The sequence below is a fragment of the Streptomyces sp. MNU76 genome (assembly GCF_020982545.1).
Taxonomy (GTDB): domain Bacteria; phylum Actinomycetota; class Actinomycetes; order Streptomycetales; family Streptomycetaceae; genus Streptomyces.
Map to the genome: position 1 here is coordinate 377,335 of NZ_JAJKLK010000005.1, position 15,739 is coordinate 393,073.

Below are 15,739 nucleotides of genomic sequence, written 5' to 3' on the forward strand. Positions count from 1 at the left end.
CGGGAGGGAGAGGGCTGCTGGAGGACGGCGTGCTGGTCATGCGTGCCATTGTGCCGCGCCGCGCGGACGGGCCTCGCCGGTTGTCCACAGGCCGGACCCTCTTGTCGTACGAATGACCGGACCGCGTGGTGACCATCCGGGTATCCGTGGCGATGGATCGGCCGGACCTGCGCTGGGCGGACCGGAGGCACGGTCGTAGGCTGGCTGTCATGTCGACCCATGCCAAGCGTGAACGGCTTCTCTTCGCCGACCTGTTGGAGACCGCGGGCCCCGAGGCCCCCACCCTGTGCGAGGGCTGGACGACCCGTGATCTGGCCGCGCACGTGGTGGTGCGCGAGCGCCGCCCCGACGCCGCCGGGGGCATCCTCATCAAGCAGCTCGCGTCGCGCCTGGACCGGGTGATGGAGGAGTTCGCGGCGAAGCCCTACGAGGAGCTGATCCAGCTCGTCCGTACCGGTCCGCCGCGTTTCTCGCCCTTCTCCTTGAAGCAGATCGACGAGGCCTCGAACACGATCGAGTTCTACGTGCACACCGAGGACATCCGCCGGGCCCGGCCCGAGTGGTCGCCGCGCGAGCTCGACCATGTCTTCCAGGACGCCCTGTGGTCCCGTCTGGAGCGCACCGCCCGGCTCATGGGCCGGGGCTCCCCCACCGGGCTGGTCCTGCGCCGTCCCGACGGCCGGACGGCGGTGGCCCGTCGCGGTACCCCGGTGGTCACCGTCACCGGTGAACCGTCCGAGCTGCTGCTGTTCCTGTACGGCCGCCAGCAGGTGGCCGACGTGGAGCTGGAGGGCGACAAGGAGGCGATCACCAAGCTGCACGAGACGAAGCAACTGGGGATCTGAGCGGAGCGGCGTAAGCCCCGGTCGCCTGGTGGCCGGGGCTTACATCGAGGTGGGACGGCGTCACCGTACGGGGTGCCCGGCCCCGCGCAGCGCGTTCTTGACCTCGCCGATGCGCAGGTCGCCGAAGTGGAAGACGGAGGCGGCGAGGACGGCGTCGGCGCCCGCCTCGATGGCCGGGGAGAAGTCGGCGAGCTTGCCGGCGCCGCCGGAGGCGATGACCGGTACGGTGACGTGCTTACGGACGGCTGTGATCATCTCCAGGTCGTAGCCGTCCTTGGTGCCGTCCGCGTCCATCGAGTTGAGCAGGATCTCGCCCGCGCCCAGCTCGGCGGCCCGGTGGGCCCACTCGACGGCGTCGATGCCGGTGCCCTTGCGGCCGCCGTGGGTGGTGACCTCGAAGGAGCCTTCGGAGCCGCTGCGGGAAGGGGTGCGACGCGCGTCGACCGAGAGCACCAGCACCTGGCGGCCGAACCGCTCGGCGATCTCACGGATCAGGTCGGGGCGGGCGATCGCCGCCGTGTTGACACCGACCTTGTCCGCGCCGGCCCGCAGCAGCTTGTCGACGTCCTCGGCGGTGCGGACGCCGCCGCCGACGGTCAGCGGGATGAAGACCTGCTCGGCGGTGCGGCGCACCACGTCGTAGGTGGTCTCGCGGTTGCCCGACGAGGCGGTGATGTCGAGGAACGTCAGCTCGTCGGCGCCCTCGGCGTCGTACACCTTCGCCATCTCGACGGGGTCGCCCGCGTCGCGCAGGTTCTGGAAGTTGACACCCTTGACGACCCGGCCGTTGTCCACGTCCAGGCAGGGGATGACTCGGACCGCCAGGGTCATGAATCCACGGCTCCTTAGAAATTCCAGAAAAACCCAGGAGGGCTGGGCCAGGCCCGACAGCGGCCTAGCCCCGGAATGCTTCGATCTCTACTTCGACCAGGATGCGCGGGTCGACGAAACCCTCCACGACCAGCAGGGTCGAGGCCGGACGCACCGGGTCGAAGATCTCCTTGTGGGCCCGCCCCACGGCTTCCACGTCCCGCATGTGCGTCAGGTACATCCGTGTGCGGATCACGGACTCGGCACCGAGCCCGAACTCGCCGAGGGCCGCGACCGCGCTGGTGAAGGCCACCTTGGCCTGCTCGTAGGGGTCGCCCTCCCCGTGGAGCACCTCACCCTTGAAGGCGGTCGTGCCCGCCACCAGGACGCGGTCGCCCGCCGCGACGGCGCGCGCGAAACCGAAGGACTCCTCCCAGGGACTCCCGCTCTGCACCCGCCGTACGGCATCGGACGTCATGACGACACCGCCTCCAAGGCCTCTTCCAGGGTGAACGCCTTCGCGTACAGGGCCTTCCCGACGATGGCCCCCTCGACACCGAGGGGCACCAGCTCGGCGATGGCCCGCAGGTCGTCGAGGGAGGAGACGCCGCCGGAGGCGACGACCGGGCGGTCGGTGGCCGCGCAGACGTTCCTCAGCAGCTCCAGGTTCGGGCCCTGCAGGGTGCCGTCCTTGGCGATGTCCGTGACCACGTACCGCGCGCAGCCCTCCTTGTCGAGGCGCTCCAGCGTCTCGTAGAGGTCGCCGCCGTCCCGGGTCCAGCCGCGGCCCTTCAGTGTCGTACCGCGGACGTCGAGGCCGACGGCGACCCGGTCGCCGTGCTCGGCGATGACCTGGGCGACCCACTCGGGGCTCTCCAGGGCGGCGGTGCCGAGGTTCACCCGGGTGCAGCCGGTGGCCAGGGCCTTCGCCAGGGAGGCGTCGTCCCGGATGCCGCCGGACAGCTCGACCTTGATGTCCATGGCCCGGGTGACCTCGGCGACCAGGTCCCGGTTGTCGCCGGTGCCGAACGCCGCGTCGAGGTCGACCAGGTGCAGCCACTCGGCGCCCGCGCCCTGCCAGGCGAGGGCGGCCTGGAGCGGTGAGCCGTAGGAGGTCTCGGTGCCGGACTCGCCGTGGACGAGCCGGACCGCCTGGCCGTCACGGACGTCGACGGCGGGGAGGAGTTCGAGCTTTGCCATGGCTACAGGGTTCCGATCCAGTTGTTCAGCAGCTGCGCTCCGGCGTCGCCGGACTTCTCGGGGTGGAACTGCGTGGCCCACAGGGCGCCGTTCTCCACGGCCGCCACGAACGGCTTGCCGTGCGTCGACCAGGTGACCTTGGGGGCGGTGAGCGCGGGGTTGTGCGTCTCCAGGGACCAGTCGTGGACGGCGTAGGAGTGCACGAAGTAGAAGCGGGCGTCGGCGTCGAGGCCGGCGAACAGCTCGGTGCCGGCCGGGGCGTCGACGGTGTTCCAGCCCATGTGGGGCACGATCTCGGCCTGGAGCGGTTCGACCGCGCCGGGCCACTCGTCGAGGCCCTCGGTCTCCACGCCGTGTTCGATGCCGCGGGCGAAGAGGATCTGCATGCCGACGCAGATGCCCATCACCGGGCGGCCACCGGACAGGCGCCGGTCGATGATCCAGTCGCCGCGCGCCTCCTTGAGGCCCTTCATGCAGGCGGCGAAGGCGCCGACGCCGGGGACCAGCAGCCCGTCGGCGTTCATGGCCCTGTCGAAGTCACGCGTTATCTCGACCTCGGCGCCGGTGCGTGCGAGGGCGCGCTCGGCGGACCTCACGTTCCCGAAGCCGTAGTCGAAGACCACGACCTTCTTGGACGTGGTGCTCAATTCCACACCTCCAGCCGCAGGATGCCCGCGACGAGACACATCGCGGCGCCGATCGAGAGCAGCGTGATGAGGCTCTTGGGCATCTGCTGCTTGGCGAACGAGATGATCCCGCCGACCAGGAAGAGGCCGACGACGATCAGGACGGTGGACAGACCGTTCACAGCGCGCCCTTCGTGGAGGGCAGGATGCCGGCCGCGCGCGGGTCGCGCTCGGAGGCGTAGCGCAGCGCCCGGGCCAGCGCCTTGAACTGGCATTCGACGATGTGGTGGGCGTTGCGCCCGTACGGCACGTGCACGTGCAGCGCGATCTGGGCCTGGGCGACGAAGGACTCCAGGATGTGCCGGGTCATCGTGGTGTCGTACTCGCCGATCATCGGCGCCATCTTCTCGGGCTCGGTGTGCACGAGGTAGGGGCGGCCGGAGAGGTCGACGGTGACCTGGGCGAGGGACTCGTCCAGCGGGACCGTGCAGTTGCCGAAGCGGTAGATGCCCACCTTGTCGCCGAGGGCCTGCTTGAAGGCGGCGCCCAGCGCGAGGGCGGTGTCCTCGATGGTGTGGTGGGAGTCGATGTGCAGGTCGCCGTCGGTCTTCACGGTCAGGTCGAACAGACCGTGGCGGCCGAGCTGGTCGAGCATGTGGTCGTAGAAGCCGACCCCGGTGGAGATCTCCGTCCTGCCGGTGCCGTCGAGGTTGATCTCGACCAGGACCGAGGTCTCCTTCGTGGTCCGCTCTATGCGTCCTACGCGGCTCATGCGCTCTGCTCCTTCTTCAGTTCACGTACCGCGTCCAGGAACGCGTCGTTCTCGGCGGGGGTTCCGGCGGTGACCCGCAGCCATCCCGGCACACCGTTGTCCCGGACCAGGACGCCCCGGTCGAGGATCCCGCGCCAGACCTCGTGGGCGTCGGCGAAGCGGCCGAACTGCACGAAGTTCGCGTCGGACTCGGTCACCTCGTAGCCGAGGGCGCGCAGCTCCGCGACGAGCCGGTCCCGCTCCGTCTTCAGCTGTTCGACGTAGCCGAGGAGGGTGTCGGTGTGCTCCAGGGCGGCCAGCGCGGTCGCCTGGGTGACGGCGGAGAGGTGGTACGGCAGCCGGACGAGCTGGACGGCGTCGACGACCGCCGGGTGCGCGGCGAGGTAGCCGAGGCGCAGACCGGCCGCGCCGAAGGCCTTGGACATCGTGCGGGAGACGACGAGGTTCGGGCGTCCGTCGAGCAGCGGCAGCAGCGAGTCGCCGTGGCTGAACTCGACGTAGGCCTCGTCGACGACGACCATCGAGGGCCCCGCGGCCTGCGCGGCCTCGTACAGCGCGAGGACGGTGTCTCGCGGGACCGCGTTGCCCGTGGGGTTGTTGGGGGTGGTGATGAAGACGACGTCGGGCCGGTGCTCGGCGACGGCCTTCTCGGCGGCGGCGAGGTCGATCGTGAAGTCGTCGTGGCGCGGGCCGGAGATCCAGCCGGTGCCGGTGCCGCGCGAGATCAGCCCGTGCATGGAGTACGAGGGCTCGAAGCCGATGGCCGTGCGGCCGGGCCCGCCGAAGGTCTGCAGCAGCTGCTGGATGACCTCGTTGGAGCCGTTGGCCGCCCACACGTTCGCCACGCCGACCTCGTACCCGGAGGTCTTCGACAGGTACTCGGCGAGCCGGGTCCGCAGCTCGACCGCGTCCCGGTCCGGGTAGCGGTTGAGGTGCCGGGCGGCCTCGCGCACCCGCTCGGTGATCCGCTCGACCAGCGGCTCGGGCAGGGGGTACGGGTTCTCGTTGGTGTTCAGGCGTACGGGGACGTCGAGCTGGGGCGCGCCGTAGGGGCTCTTGCCGCGCAGTTCGTCCCGTACGGGGAGATCGTCGATTCCGAAGCTCACTTGCCAGGTACCTTCCAGCCGAACCTTGCCTTGATCGCCGCGCCGTGCGCGGGGAGGTCCTCCGCCTCCGCCAGCGTCACCACGTGGTGCGCGACCTCGGCCAGCGCGTCCTCGGTGTAGTCGACGATGTGGATGCCGCGCAGGAAGGACTGGACGGACAGACCGGAGGAGTGGCAGGCGCAGCCGCCGGTCGGCAGGACGTGGTTGGAGCCGGCCGCGTAGTCGCCCAGCGAGACCGGCGCCCAGGGCCCGATGAAGATCGCGCCCGCGTTGACGACGCGCTCGGCGACCGCGGCGGCGTCGGCCGTCTGGATCTCCAGGTGCTCGGCGCCGTAGGCGTTGACGACGCGCAGGCCCTCGTCGACGCCGTCGACCAGGACGATCGCGGACTGCCGCCCGGCCAGGGCGGGCAGGATGCGGTCCTCGATGTGCTTGGTGGCCTCGACCTGCGGCTGGAGTTCCTTCTCGACGGCGTCGGCGAGCGCGACGGAGTCGGTGACGAGCACGGCGGCGGCCAGCGGGTCGTGCTCGGCCTGGCTGATCAGGTCGGCGGCGACGTGCACCGGGTCGGCGGTGTCGTCGGCGAGGACCGCGATCTCGGTCGGGCCCGCCTCGGAGTCGATGCCGATGACACCGGTGAAGTACCGCTTGGCGGCGGCCACCCAGATGTTGCCCGGCCCGGTGACCATGGGGGCGGGCGGGCAGGACTCGGTGCCGTACGCGAACATCGCCACGGCGGTGGCGCCGCCGGCCGCGTAGACCTCGTCGACGCCGAGCAGGGCGCAGGCGGCCAGGATCGTGGGGTGCGGAAGCCCGTCGAACTCGGCCTGCGCCGGCGAGGCGAGCGCGATGGAGGGGACGCCCGCCTCCTGCGCCGGGACCACGTTCATGATCACGGACGAGGGGTAGACGGAGCGGCCGCCGGGGGCGTAGAGGCCGACGCGCTCGACCGGCACCCACTTCTCGGTGACGGTGCCGCCGGGGACGACCTGGGTGGTGTGGGTGGTGCGGCGCTGCGCGCGGTGGACGGTGCGGGCGCGGCGGATCGACTCCTCCAGGGCCGCGCGGACGGCCGGGTCGAGTTGGTCCAGCGCTCGCGTGAGGGCCTCGGCCGGGACCCGCACGGAGGTCAGGCGTACCCCGTCGAACTTCTCCGCGAAGTCGATCAGCGCCGCGTCGCCCCGATGATGCACGGCCTCACAGATCGGACGCACCTTCTCCAGGGCGGCCGAGACGTCGAAGTCGGCTCGGGGCAGCAGGTCGCGCAGGGCGGGTCCCTCGGGGAGGGCGTCGCCGCGCAGATCGATTCGGGAGATCACAGCCCCAATTCTCTCAGACCCGCGCAGGCGGCCGTCCGCGCGTTCCAATGGCTGATACGCGCACGCGCGGAACCCGGAAGATCCTCTTCACGTCTAGCGTTCAGGCCGTCACTCAGCGGGCATCACCAGCGTAAACAGTTGCGCGATACACGCGAATGCCGAGGACGGGGGAAGGAAGAGTCGTGAGCGAGGGGCCCGGCATCCGGGACGACGGGGAGCTGCCGGACGACCTGACCGCCGCCGAGGCGGGGATGTGGCAGGCCTTCCGCAACGGCAGCGTGTACGACCTGCGGGACGGGGACGTCACCGTGGACGATCCGCACGGCGGCCACCCCTGGGGTCCCGAGCGGACGGTACGGGCCCGGATCGTGGCCTGGCTGCTGCTGGACGGGCCGCCCGCGCTGGCCGGCCGGGTGTCCGCGCTGAAGCTGGTCGGTGTCCAGATCAAGGGCGTGCTGGAGCTGGCGGGCGGCCAGGTGGTGCCGTACGTGGAGATGAAGGGCTGCCGGTTCGAGAAGGAGATCCTGCTGCCGGAGGCCCGGTTCACGACGATTCGGCTGGTGGACTGCTCGGTGCCCCGGCTGGAGGCCGCCCGGCTGCAGACGGAGGGCGATCTGCATCTGCCGCGCTGCCGGTTCCACAACGGGGTGCGGCTGGCGGACGCCCAGATCGGCACCGATCTGCTGCTCAACCAGGCGGTCGTCTACCGCGACCGGCACGGCCGCTCGCTCTCCGCCGACGGGCTGACCGTCGCACAGGACGTGCAGGCCGAGATGCTGGAGTCGCACGGCGAGCTGAGTCTGCGCGGCGCGACGGTCGGCGCCTCGCTCAGTCTGCGCGGCAGCCGGCTCGCCAACCCCTACGGCCGCCTCGCCCTGAACGCGCCGCAACTGACCGTGGAGCGCACCCTGTATCTGACCCCGGCCGGCCTCGGCAATCCGCTGCACACGAGCGGCATCACACCCGCGCGCGGCACCCGGGTGCAGCGGTTCGCGTGCCAGGGCGGGATCCGGCTCGACGACGGGCGGTTCGGGGACTCGGTCGACCTGGAGCGGGCCCGGTTCACCTTCACGGACGAACAGGAGCTGTCGCTGCGCCGCGTCCAGGTGCCCGAGCTGCGGTTCCTCGGCGAGAGACCCGAACGTGGCAAGGTCGTCCTGTCCGGGGCCCGCGTCGGCGTCCTGATCGACAAGTCGGAGAGCTGGCCGGGCCCGGGCAATCTGCGCATGGACGGCTTCCAGTACGAGGGCCTCGTGCCGCGCGACCGGTTCCCGCTGGCCGGGCGGCTGGAGTGGGTCGCGGCGGCGACCGCCGAGTACAGCCCGGAGCCGTACGAGCGGCTGGCGACCGTGCTGCGGGCCGGCGGGGACGACGAGGGCGCCCGCGAGGTGCTCCTCGCCAAGCAGCGCCACCGGCGGGAGAACCTGCCGCTGGCGGCCAAGTTCTGGGGGTACGTGCAGGACTGGACGGTCGCGTACGGGTACCGGCCGGGTCGGGCCGCGGTGTGGATGGCGGTGCTGTGGGCGCTGACCTCGTACGCCTTCTCGCACGCCGACCATCCGCCGCTGAAGAGCGGCGAGCATCCGCACTGGGACCCGTCCCTGTTCGCCCTGGACCTGCTGCTGCCGGTCATCGACCTCGGCCAGGTCGGCTACTGGCAGCTGAACGGCGGATGGCAGTGGCTGGCGGCGGTGGTCATCATCCTGGGCTGGATCCTGGCGACGACGGTGGCGGCGGGCGCCACCCGCCTCCTGAGCAGGAACTGACCGGATCCCTTCAGGAGTTGACCGGATCCGGTCAGAAGTTGACCGGCGTTTTCGGCCTGATCTCCACAACAGACAACCTGATTCGTCCGCCCTCCGTCTTCGTACCGAAACCATCAGTTCGCAACACCAGTTCGCATCACCACGACGGTGAGCACCCGGTCCGCGAGAGCGGCCCCGGGCGAGGCGCGAAGGGGGCCAGGCGCCATGGATCCGCTGCGCGCGCTCGTCCGCACCGCCCGGATGGCACGCCACACCTCACGTCTCGCCGTGGGCCTGCCCGCCGACGACGAGGTGCTGCTCGACGCCCCCGACGAGCGGCTCGGGCCCGCGCTGGTGGCGGCCGGCCGCGGCGACCACACGCCCGCGGCGAAGCTGCTGGCGACCACCCGGGAGGCCGCCGAGTGGGAGAACCGCGACCGGTACGCGCTGCGGCTCGCCGCCTTCGCCCACGCGCGCGACGCGTGGCTGCGGAGCTGGCGCCGGGCCGCACCGCGCGACCCGGACGTCCTGCTGATCAGGGCAGAGCTGGCGGTGGCCCGCGGCTGGCGCTCCCCCGCTCGGGCGGAACTGCTGCGCGAGGCCGGCCCGTTGATCACGGCGGCGGCCGAGGGCGAACCACGTGATCCGGTGCCCTGGCGGATCGCGCTCGACCACGCCCGGGGCACGGGCCTGGGCCACACCGGCTTCGAGCGGCTGTGGACGGAGGCGGTCCGCCGCTCACCGCACCACTACGGCTGTCATGTCTCGGCCCTGAAGTACCTGTCCGCCGCGTGGTACGGCTCGCACCGCGAGTGCTTCGACTTCGCCGAGCGGGCCGCCGAGGACGCGCTCCCCGGGTCCCTCGTCCGGGCCCTGCCGGTCCGGGCGGCCTTCGCCTACCTCATCGACGGCGGGGCGGAGATCCCGCGCGCGCGTCTGGACCGGGCCGCGGACGGCGCGATCGCGCTCTCCGCCGAGTACGGGCCCGACGACCCCTGGCCGGCCGAGGTCCGCAACCTGCTGACCTACGTCCTCGTCAGGCTGGAGCGCTGGTCCGACGCCCTGGCCCAGTTGCGCGTGATCGGCCCGTACGCGACGTCGTTCCCCTGGGACCGGGTGTCGGACGATCCGCTGGGCCAGTTCCTCCAGCTGCGGGACGGCGTACGGCTGGAGGTGGCGTGCTCGATCCCGCTGTGGGAGCGGCGGGAGAGGCCGACGCGGGCCGTAGGGTAGCGCTCCCGGGAGGTCACCAAACGAGTACGGACGAACGCGCGCGCCCCGACGACCATTAGGCTCTGGCCTCGTGACCACCGTCCGGCTGCCGCTCTTCCCCCTGAACTCGGTGTTGTACCCGGGGCTCGTGCTTCCTCTGAACATCTTCGAGGAGCGCTATCGCGCCATGATGCGCGAGTTGCTGAAGACCCCCGAGGACCAACCCCGCCGCTTCGCCGTGGTCGCCATCCGCGACGGCCACGAGGTCGCGCCGAGCGCCCCGGGCATGCCGGATCCGACCGCGTTGCCCGAGCGGGGCCCCACGGCGGGTTTCGGCGAGGAACCGACGAAGGCGTTCCACTCCGTGGGCTGCATCGCGGACGCGGCCACCATCCGGGAGCGCGACAACGGCACCTACGAGGTCCTCGCGACCGGTACCACCCGTGTACGCCTGCTCTCGGTGGACACCACGGGGCCGTTCCTCGTGGCGGACCTGGAGGAACTGCCGGAGGACGCGGGCGACGAGGCGGGCGCGCTCGCCGAGGGTGTGCTGCGGGCGTTCCGCCAGTACCAGAAGCGGCTCGCGGGCGCCCGGGAGCGCTCGCTGTCGACGGGTGCGGACCTGCCCGACGAGCCGGCCGTCGTCTCGTACCTGGTCGCGGCGGCGATGATGCTCGACACACCCGCCAAGCAGCGACTCCTCCAGGCCCCCGACACGGCGTCCCGGCTGCGGGACGAGCTGAAACTCCTGCGCGCCGAGTCCGCGATCATCCGTAGTCTGCCGTCGTTGCCCTCGTCGGAGCTGACGCGGGGTCCGACGAGCCTCAACTGACGCACACGAGAAGGCCGATGGCGAAGAAGTCGAAGAAGCAGCAGGCGGGTGGCACGCCGGCGACGGTGGCCCTGACGGCGGCGGGCGTGGAGTTCACGGTGCACGCCTACGAGCACGATCCGGCGCATCCCTCCTACGGCGAGGAGGCGGCCGAAGCGATGGGCGTGTCGCCCGAGCGGGTCTTCAAGACCCTGGTGGCGGACGTCGACGGCGCGCTGGTGGTGGCCGTCGTGCCGGTGTCGGGCTCGCTGGACCTGAAGGCGCTGGCGACGGCGGTCGGCGGCAAGCGGGCGACGATGGCCGATCCCACGCTCGCGGAGCGCACGACCGGCTATGTCCGTGGCGGGATCTCCCCCCTCGGCCAGCGCAAGAGGCTCCGCACGGTGCTGGACGCGTCGGCGGAGGCGCACGACACGATCTGCGTGTCCGCCGGGCGCCGCGGTCTTGAGGTGGAACTCGCGCCGGGTGACCTCGCGAAGCTCACGGAGGCGGTGACGGCGGAGATCGCTCGCGCGTGACCCCGCCGGGGGGGCGCCTCTATGTCGGGTGCGGCTCCGGTGGGGCTTCTCGCGCAGTTCCCCGCGCCCCTGAGAAGCAGGGGCTGCGCCCCGCGCTTTTCATTCCGCCGCCCCGTCGCTTTCCAGCTCCGCAGGGCCGCGTGGTCTTTCAGGCCCGCAGGGGCCTGATGCTTTCAGGGGCGCGGGGAACTGCGCGAGAAGCCCCACTCACCCGCACCCGCCGACGAGACCCGAACCCCCGAGCCCATAGGCGCCCGGCGTCAGGCAACGCCGTACCCGTCCTTGTCCACCCCGGAAGACCGCGGCTCGGGATCCCGCGGCCCGAACATCGCCGTCAACCCGAGGTGCACCAGCAACCCCGCGAACGGCCACACCAGCAGCGCCCCCTTCGCCCCGAGCTTCAGCGGCGCCGAGAACGTCACCCCCCGCCCGACCTCCTTCGCCCGCGCGGCGACATCGGTCCCGGGCCCGAGCCACACCCCGAGCCGCCACGCCAGCACGGCCCCGAGCAGCCCGCCGACCATGAGCGCCACGACGAGCGGCACCCCGCCGCGCCGGCGCAGCAGGAACACGACGAGCGCGCTGAGCGCACCCGCGCCCAGGGCCAGCAGCGTGAACGTTCCGTCGACCCCCACGGCCTGCTCGCCCTCGGTCTCCTTGAAGTAGACCGCCGACCCGTCGGAGACGAGCGGCACGTGCGGCGCGAGCCACCACCACAGGATGCCCAGCAGCGCGCCGCCGACCAGCGCCATGACCACCGTGACGACGGCGGCCTCGATCAACTCGGTCCTGAGCCCGGGGCCGGCCGGAGGTTCCTCCGGCCCGTACCAGGTTTCCGCACCACTCCCACCGCCGGTGGGCGGCGGAGCCCAGGGGTCGTCCGGGGACTGGTTGTGCGGCGGCGGTGGAGGAGTCAACGGTGCGGTCACCCTGCCATCGTGCCAGGCCCGGCCGTGCGCCGCGTCACCGGACGGCGGCCCGCCGGTACGCCCAGGTGGCGACGGCGAGCGAGACGACCCCGACCCCCGCGCACACGGCGAGGTCCCCGAGCACGAACGCCCAGTCGGGGTGCGGCCCGAAGGTCCGCGCGAAGGCCTCCACGCCGTACGTCGACGGCAGCAGGTCCCGGGCGAACTGGACGAACGCCGGCATCCGGTCGGCCGGCAGCACGCCCAGCAGCAGCGCCGCCGACATGCCGAGCTGTCCGAGCACGGTGGCGAGTTCCGGGCGCGGGGCGAGCAGCCCGAGCGCGGCGCCCAGTCCGGCGAGCGCGGCCCCGGCGAGCGGGATCACGGCGGCGAGCACCCAGAGGTGGGTCAGCGGCAGCCCGAAGAGCACGCAGCCGAAGACGGCGGTCACGACGGTCCCCGGCACGGTGAAGGAGGCGTAGGCCCCCGCCGCGCCCAGCACCACGGCCGCCGGCGGCACCGGCAGGGTCGCGTAGTGGTCGAGCCCGCCGCTGGACCGCAGCTGCCCGAAGTACTGCGCCAGCAGATTCAGCGCGACGAAGGCGACGACGAGCACCGCCGAACCGGCGACCACGGCGTGCGCCTCGGCCCCGCCGTCCACCACTCCGCGCATCAGGATCATGATCCCGATCGACTGGAAGGTGGCCACGAACAGCAGCGGGATCCGCGCGACCCGCGCCCGGGACAGCTGCGCCCGGTACACCGCGCAGAGTGAGGGCCACAGGCGCGCGCGGGGCCCGAGCTCGGCGGCTCCGCGCTCCACGCGCTCCTCGATTGCCAGGGCCTTGCCCGGCAGGATCTCGGCGGGTACGACACTCACGTCGAGCTGCTCCTCTTCGCTTCGGCTGTCGCCCATTTTCGTACGGCTGCGGCAGCCCCGGCGTTCACCCGCGCACCGACCGTTCTCCCGCTCACGCCCGCGTCCCTCACCCCTTGACCAGCCCCTGCGCACTGCCCGCGCTGCCGCCGAGCGCCAGATAGACGTCCTCCAGGCTCGGCGTGGCGAGGGTGAAGTCGTCGAGCGCCACGAAGGCGGCGCCCCCGGTCACGGTGGCCACCACGGCACGCGCCTCCTCGGGCGCGAGCCGGAGCGTCCAACGGCGCCCGGACTCCACGGCACGCGGGCGCAGGGCCGCGACCTCGGGCACGTCCAGCGGCGCCTTCTCCCGCCACACCAGTTCGACCCGCACCTCGCCCGCGACCCGCTCCTTCAGTCCGGTCGGCGTGTCGCAGGCGATGACCCGGCCCTGGTCGAGGACGGCGACCCGGTCGAGCACGGTCTCGGCCTCGATGACGTTGTGGGTGACCAGCAGGACGGTGGTGCCGGACTCGGCGCGCCGCCGGTCGACGGCGGCCCACACGGCGCGCCGGGCCACCGGGTCCATGCCGCTGGTCGGCTCGTCGAGCACGAGCAGCGGACGCTCCCCGACCAACGCGGTGGCGAAGCAGGCGAGCCGCCGCTGCCCGCCGGACAGCTTCTTCAGCGGCCGCGCGGCGAGCCCGGTCAGTCCCAGTTCCTCCAGCACGGCGTCCCGCTCGGCCCGCGCCCGCCGTACGTGCAGCCCGCGCAGCCGTCCGGTGGTCTCCGCGGCGAGGGCCACGGTCAGTTCGTCCAGGGCGGTCGACTCCTGCCCCAGATAGGCGAGGATCCGCGCGGCCCGCTCGGGGTGCCGCACGATGTCGTGGCCCAGGATCTCGACGGTGCCGTCGTCGGGTCGCATCAGCCCCGTCAGCTGCCGGACGAGCGTGGTCTTGCCGGCCCCGTTGGGTCCGAGCAGTCCGAAGATCTCCCCACGCCCGACCTCCAGGGCCACGGCGTCGTTGGCCCGCACCTCGGGGGTCCCCGGTGTCCCGCGCCGTCCCCGGGTAGCCGGATAGGTCTTGGTGAGCCCCCGCACAGCGCACACGACATCCCCGCCATGCCGGACCGCCTGTGCCGTACGCGTACTCACGAGGGACGAGCCTACGGGGTCCGGAGGGCCCTCCTGTCTTCGGGGCACTGCAGCGCGCCCCTCCAGGGGCGCGGGGCTGTCACCCATGCGGCTCCGCCGCGTGGGCGCGACCAGCCACGACGAACGCGCACCCGCCCACGCGCAGGCGTCCCCGGGCTGTCAGGCGCCCTACCGCTCCCCCGCCGGCGCGTGCTCGACCCCCGTCCGCACATCGATCTCCCGCCAGAACCCGGCCCGGATCGCATACCGGTCGTGCTCGTCGATCTGATCGTCCTTGTGCGCCAGCAACCCGAACCGGGCGGCGTACCGCAGCAACTCCCCGTCCACCCGGTGCGGCACCCGGGGATACATCCCGGACAGCTTCTGCAGATGCGACTGGTCGGTCAGCCGGGCCATCCACCGCCGGGCGAACACCTGCCCGACCTCGAAGGGATCGCCCCCGACCGTCGTGATGTCCTCCTCCCGGTCGGCCCACCGCTGCTCCGCCGTCGTCAGCTGCGCCAGTGTCGGCATCGCCGCGGCCTCGGGCGGCTCCGCCGGGCCTCCGGGCCGGTCCACCCAGCCCTTGTCGGAGGACCACCTGAGCGTGGCGCCGGCCGGATGCTGCACGGCGTGGGCCCCCGGCCCGCGCATCGCCGCCAGGTCCTTCGGTGTCGGTACGCCCTTCGGCGCGGCCGTCTGTTCCTCGGCACCGTTGCGCGCGGCGCCGGCCCCCGACGCGTGTTCGGGTTCTCCGGGCGCCCGCTCGGCGGCCGCCGCGAGCGCCGACTCGGGCAGCGGCGCCGACAGGATCGCGGCGATCTCCGGCCGCGGCACCGGCTGGGGCGCGCAGATCCCGCCGAGGTCCTTGGCGCGTACGGCCTTGGTGATCCACATCCGGTCGAGCACCCGCCGCTCGTCGGCCTCGGCCACCAGGTCCTCGGACTGGTTGTAGTCGCCGTCGGCGGCCTGCACGGCCCAGAGGTGGACGGCGACGCCGTGCTCCTTGGCGGCCATCATGCCCGGCAGCAGGTCTCCGTCGCCGGTCACGAGGACCACGTCGGAGCAGGCGCGGTTGCGGGCCAGTTCGGTCAGTTCGGCGTGCATGGCGGCGTCCACGCCCTTCTGCGCCCAGCGCCCGTCGCTGCGGGTCAGCGCGCCCAGCCGGACGGTCACCCGGGGCATCACGCGCAGCCTGCGGTGCTCGGGCTGCGGGACGCGGTCGGGGGCGCCGTCGAACCAGTAGATGCGCAGCAACGGCCGTTCGGTGTCGGCCTCGGCGCGCTCGCGCAGCCCCTGGATGAGGGCGGCGTGATCGACGGTGATGCGGGAGCGGGAGGGTTCCCCGGCGAGGAGGCTGGCGGCCGCGCCGAGCAGATACCCGGCGTCCACCAGGACGATGCAGCGGTCCACGCGATCCACCCTCTTTCCGGGAGGTTTGCTTCGGGCTTCCTTCGAGTCTGCCCGACCGCGCGGAGCTTAACGGCCGGAACTCGATCTTCGGCGTGGCGTATCCGGGCGCGCGCCCCCGTGGCCGCGGCCCACGGTCCGACAACTCTCGTCACGGACGGTGATTTTCCGAAATGCGCGCCTTGTCGTGCTATGTGAGTCTGGTCGCGGCCCTGGCCCCTAGATCCCCCACAGGAGGCAGATCACCATGGCCAAGAACAAGAAGCAGGACCGTAAGCAGCCGCAGTCCGAGCGTGGTCAGCAGCAGGCCCAGCAGTCCTCGCTGGAGTCGCAGGCCGAGCAGCGCGCGACCCAGGTGACGCCCGGCGACATGGCCCGCAAGGGCCGGCAGAAGCGCTTCGGTCACAACTGACATTTGCGTGAAGGCTGTTGCAGCCCCGATACA

At 72.3% G+C, this 15,739-nt stretch carries 18 protein-coding genes; 6 read left to right on the forward strand and 12 right to left on the reverse strand.

Features of this window, described 5'->3' with window-relative positions:
* The first annotated feature begins 209 nt into the window (after nucleotides 1-209).
* Nucleotides 210-845, forward strand: a complete 636-nt coding sequence (locus tag E4N62_RS15045; protein ID WP_215454620.1) for a TIGR03085 family metal-binding protein — start codon at nucleotides 210-212, stop codon at nucleotides 843-845.
* 60 nt (nucleotides 846-905) lie between these two features.
* On the opposite strand, the gene hisF is transcribed toward E4N62_RS15045, so the two are convergent.
* The 8 genes from hisF to hisD all read right to left on the reverse strand — a co-directional run bounded on the left by hisF (nucleotide 906) and on the right by hisD (nucleotide 6,678).
* The gene (hisF, locus tag E4N62_RS15050; RefSeq protein ID WP_230214806.1) at nucleotides 906-1,676 is read right to left on the reverse strand and encodes an imidazole glycerol phosphate synthase subunit HisF; all 771 of its coding nucleotides are present in this window, start codon (nucleotides 1,674-1,676) and stop codon (nucleotides 906-908) included.
* Nucleotides 1,677-1,740: 64 nt separating this feature from the next.
* Complete coding sequence (locus E4N62_RS15055) at nucleotides 1,741-2,133, reverse strand: RidA family protein (RefSeq protein WP_184895274.1); 393 nt, start codon at nucleotides 2,131-2,133, stop codon at nucleotides 1,741-1,743.
* Complete coding sequence (gene priA / locus E4N62_RS15060; protein WP_230214808.1) at nucleotides 2,130-2,855, reverse strand: bifunctional 1-(5-phosphoribosyl)-5-((5-phosphoribosylamino)methylideneamino)imidazole-4-carboxamide isomerase/phosphoribosylanthranilate isomerase PriA; 726 nt, start codon at nucleotides 2,853-2,855, stop codon at nucleotides 2,130-2,132. Before priA ends, E4N62_RS15055 begins: the two co-directional genes overlap by 4 nt.
* 2 nt (nucleotides 2,856-2,857) lie before the next feature.
* On the reverse strand, nucleotides 2,858-3,508 hold the full coding sequence (hisH, locus tag E4N62_RS15065; RefSeq protein ID WP_230214811.1) for an imidazole glycerol phosphate synthase subunit HisH: 651 nt from the start codon (nucleotides 3,506-3,508) through the stop codon (nucleotides 2,858-2,860).
* A complete protein-coding gene (locus E4N62_RS15070; RefSeq protein ID WP_033528086.1) occupies nucleotides 3,499-3,663 on the reverse strand; it encodes a hypothetical protein in 165 nt (54 codons plus the stop codon). The genes hisH and E4N62_RS15070 overlap by 10 nt, the downstream gene beginning before the upstream one ends.
* Nucleotides 3,660-4,253, reverse strand: coding sequence for an imidazoleglycerol-phosphate dehydratase HisB (gene hisB / locus E4N62_RS15075; RefSeq protein WP_013004386.1), 594 nt, complete (start codon nucleotides 4,251-4,253; stop codon nucleotides 3,660-3,662). Before hisB ends, E4N62_RS15070 begins: the two co-directional genes overlap by 4 nt.
* Nucleotides 4,250-5,359: a histidinol-phosphate transaminase gene (locus E4N62_RS15080; RefSeq protein ID WP_230214813.1), complete on the reverse strand. Its 1,110-nt coding sequence runs from the start codon at nucleotides 5,357-5,359 to the stop codon at nucleotides 4,250-4,252. The genes hisB and E4N62_RS15080 overlap by 4 nt, the downstream gene beginning before the upstream one ends.
* Complete coding sequence (gene hisD / locus E4N62_RS15085; RefSeq protein WP_230214816.1) at nucleotides 5,356-6,678, reverse strand: histidinol dehydrogenase; 1,323 nt, start codon at nucleotides 6,676-6,678, stop codon at nucleotides 5,356-5,358. The genes E4N62_RS15080 and hisD overlap by 4 nt, the downstream gene beginning before the upstream one ends.
* A 182-nt stretch (nucleotides 6,679-6,860) precedes the next feature.
* Between hisD and E4N62_RS15090 the strand changes: the two genes are divergently transcribed.
* The 4 genes from E4N62_RS15090 (at nucleotide 6,861) to ybaK (ending at nucleotide 10,985) form a co-directional block, all read left to right on the forward strand.
* A complete protein-coding gene (locus tag E4N62_RS15090) occupies nucleotides 6,861-8,444 on the forward strand; it encodes an oxidoreductase (protein WP_230214818.1) in 1,584 nt (527 codons plus the stop codon).
* Between the two features lie 204 nt (nucleotides 8,445-8,648).
* Nucleotides 8,649-9,656 (forward strand): hypothetical protein, encoded by a 1,008-nt coding sequence (locus E4N62_RS15095; protein WP_230214820.1) that lies wholly within the window; start codon nucleotides 8,649-8,651, stop codon nucleotides 9,654-9,656.
* Nucleotides 9,657-9,726: 70 nt separating this feature from the next.
* Entirely contained in the window at nucleotides 9,727-10,467 is a 741-nt protein-coding gene (locus E4N62_RS15100) for an LON peptidase substrate-binding domain-containing protein (RefSeq protein ID WP_230214822.1), read from the forward strand.
* 17 nt (nucleotides 10,468-10,484) lie between these two features.
* Nucleotides 10,485-10,985, forward strand: coding sequence for a Cys-tRNA(Pro) deacylase (gene ybaK / locus E4N62_RS15105; RefSeq protein ID WP_184895256.1), 501 nt, complete (start codon nucleotides 10,485-10,487; stop codon nucleotides 10,983-10,985).
* A gap of 260 nt (nucleotides 10,986-11,245) precedes the next feature.
* On the opposite strand, the gene E4N62_RS15110 is transcribed toward ybaK, so the two are convergent.
* From E4N62_RS15110 to E4N62_RS15125, 4 genes are all read right to left on the reverse strand, one after another.
* Entirely contained in the window at nucleotides 11,246-11,914 is a 669-nt protein-coding gene (locus tag E4N62_RS15110) for a DUF2567 domain-containing protein (protein ID WP_230214823.1), read from the reverse strand.
* 34 nt (nucleotides 11,915-11,948) lie between these two features.
* Nucleotides 11,949-12,773 (reverse strand): ABC transporter permease, encoded by an 825-nt coding sequence (locus tag E4N62_RS15115; protein ID WP_230214824.1) that lies wholly within the window; start codon nucleotides 12,771-12,773, stop codon nucleotides 11,949-11,951.
* Nucleotides 12,774-12,879: 106 nt separating this feature from the next.
* Nucleotides 12,880-13,905: an ABC transporter ATP-binding protein gene (locus E4N62_RS15120; protein ID WP_230214825.1), complete on the reverse strand. Its 1,026-nt coding sequence runs from the start codon at nucleotides 13,903-13,905 to the stop codon at nucleotides 12,880-12,882.
* Between the two features lie 168 nt (nucleotides 13,906-14,073).
* The gene (locus E4N62_RS15125; RefSeq protein ID WP_230214826.1) at nucleotides 14,074-15,297 is read right to left on the reverse strand and encodes an NYN domain-containing protein; all 1,224 of its coding nucleotides are present in this window, start codon (nucleotides 15,295-15,297) and stop codon (nucleotides 14,074-14,076) included.
* 244 nt (nucleotides 15,298-15,541) lie between these two features.
* Here E4N62_RS15125 and E4N62_RS15130 point away from each other — a divergent pair, with 244 nt between their 5' ends.
* Nucleotides 15,542-15,706 carry a hypothetical protein gene (locus E4N62_RS15130; protein ID WP_086785843.1) on the forward strand — a complete coding sequence of 55 codons (165 nt, stop codon included), beginning with the start codon at nucleotides 15,542-15,544 and terminating at the stop codon, nucleotides 15,704-15,706.
* The last annotated feature ends 33 nt before the right edge of the window (nucleotides 15,707-15,739 follow it).

What these genes read in the sequence shown, in the direction of transcription:
- E4N62_RS15055 (WP_184895274.1), bottom strand. Translation starts at nt 2,133, where the DNA reads ATGACGTCCGATGCCGTACGGCGGGTGCAGAGCGGGAGTCCCTGGGAG.
- hisF (WP_230214806.1), bottom strand. Translation starts at nt 1,676, where the DNA reads ATGACCCTGGCGGTCCGAGTCATCCCCTGCCTGGACGTGGACAACGGC.
- hisB (WP_013004386.1), bottom strand. Translation starts at nt 4,253, where the DNA reads ATGAGCCGCGTAGGACGCATAGAGCGGACCACGAAGGAGACCTCGGTC.
- ybaK (WP_184895256.1), top strand. Translation starts at nt 10,485, where the DNA reads ATGGCGAAGAAGTCGAAGAAGCAGCAGGCGGGTGGCACGCCGGCGACG.
- E4N62_RS15095 (WP_230214820.1), top strand. Translation starts at nt 8,649, where the DNA reads ATGGATCCGCTGCGCGCGCTCGTCCGCACCGCCCGGATGGCACGCCAC.
- E4N62_RS15130 (WP_086785843.1), top strand. Translation starts at nt 15,542, where the DNA reads ATGGCCAAGAACAAGAAGCAGGACCGTAAGCAGCCGCAGTCCGAGCGT.
- E4N62_RS15045 (WP_215454620.1), top strand. Translation starts at nt 210, where the DNA reads ATGTCGACCCATGCCAAGCGTGAACGGCTTCTCTTCGCCGACCTGTTG.
- priA (WP_230214808.1), bottom strand. Translation starts at nt 2,855, where the DNA reads ATGGCAAAGCTCGAACTCCTCCCCGCCGTCGACGTCCGTGACGGCCAG.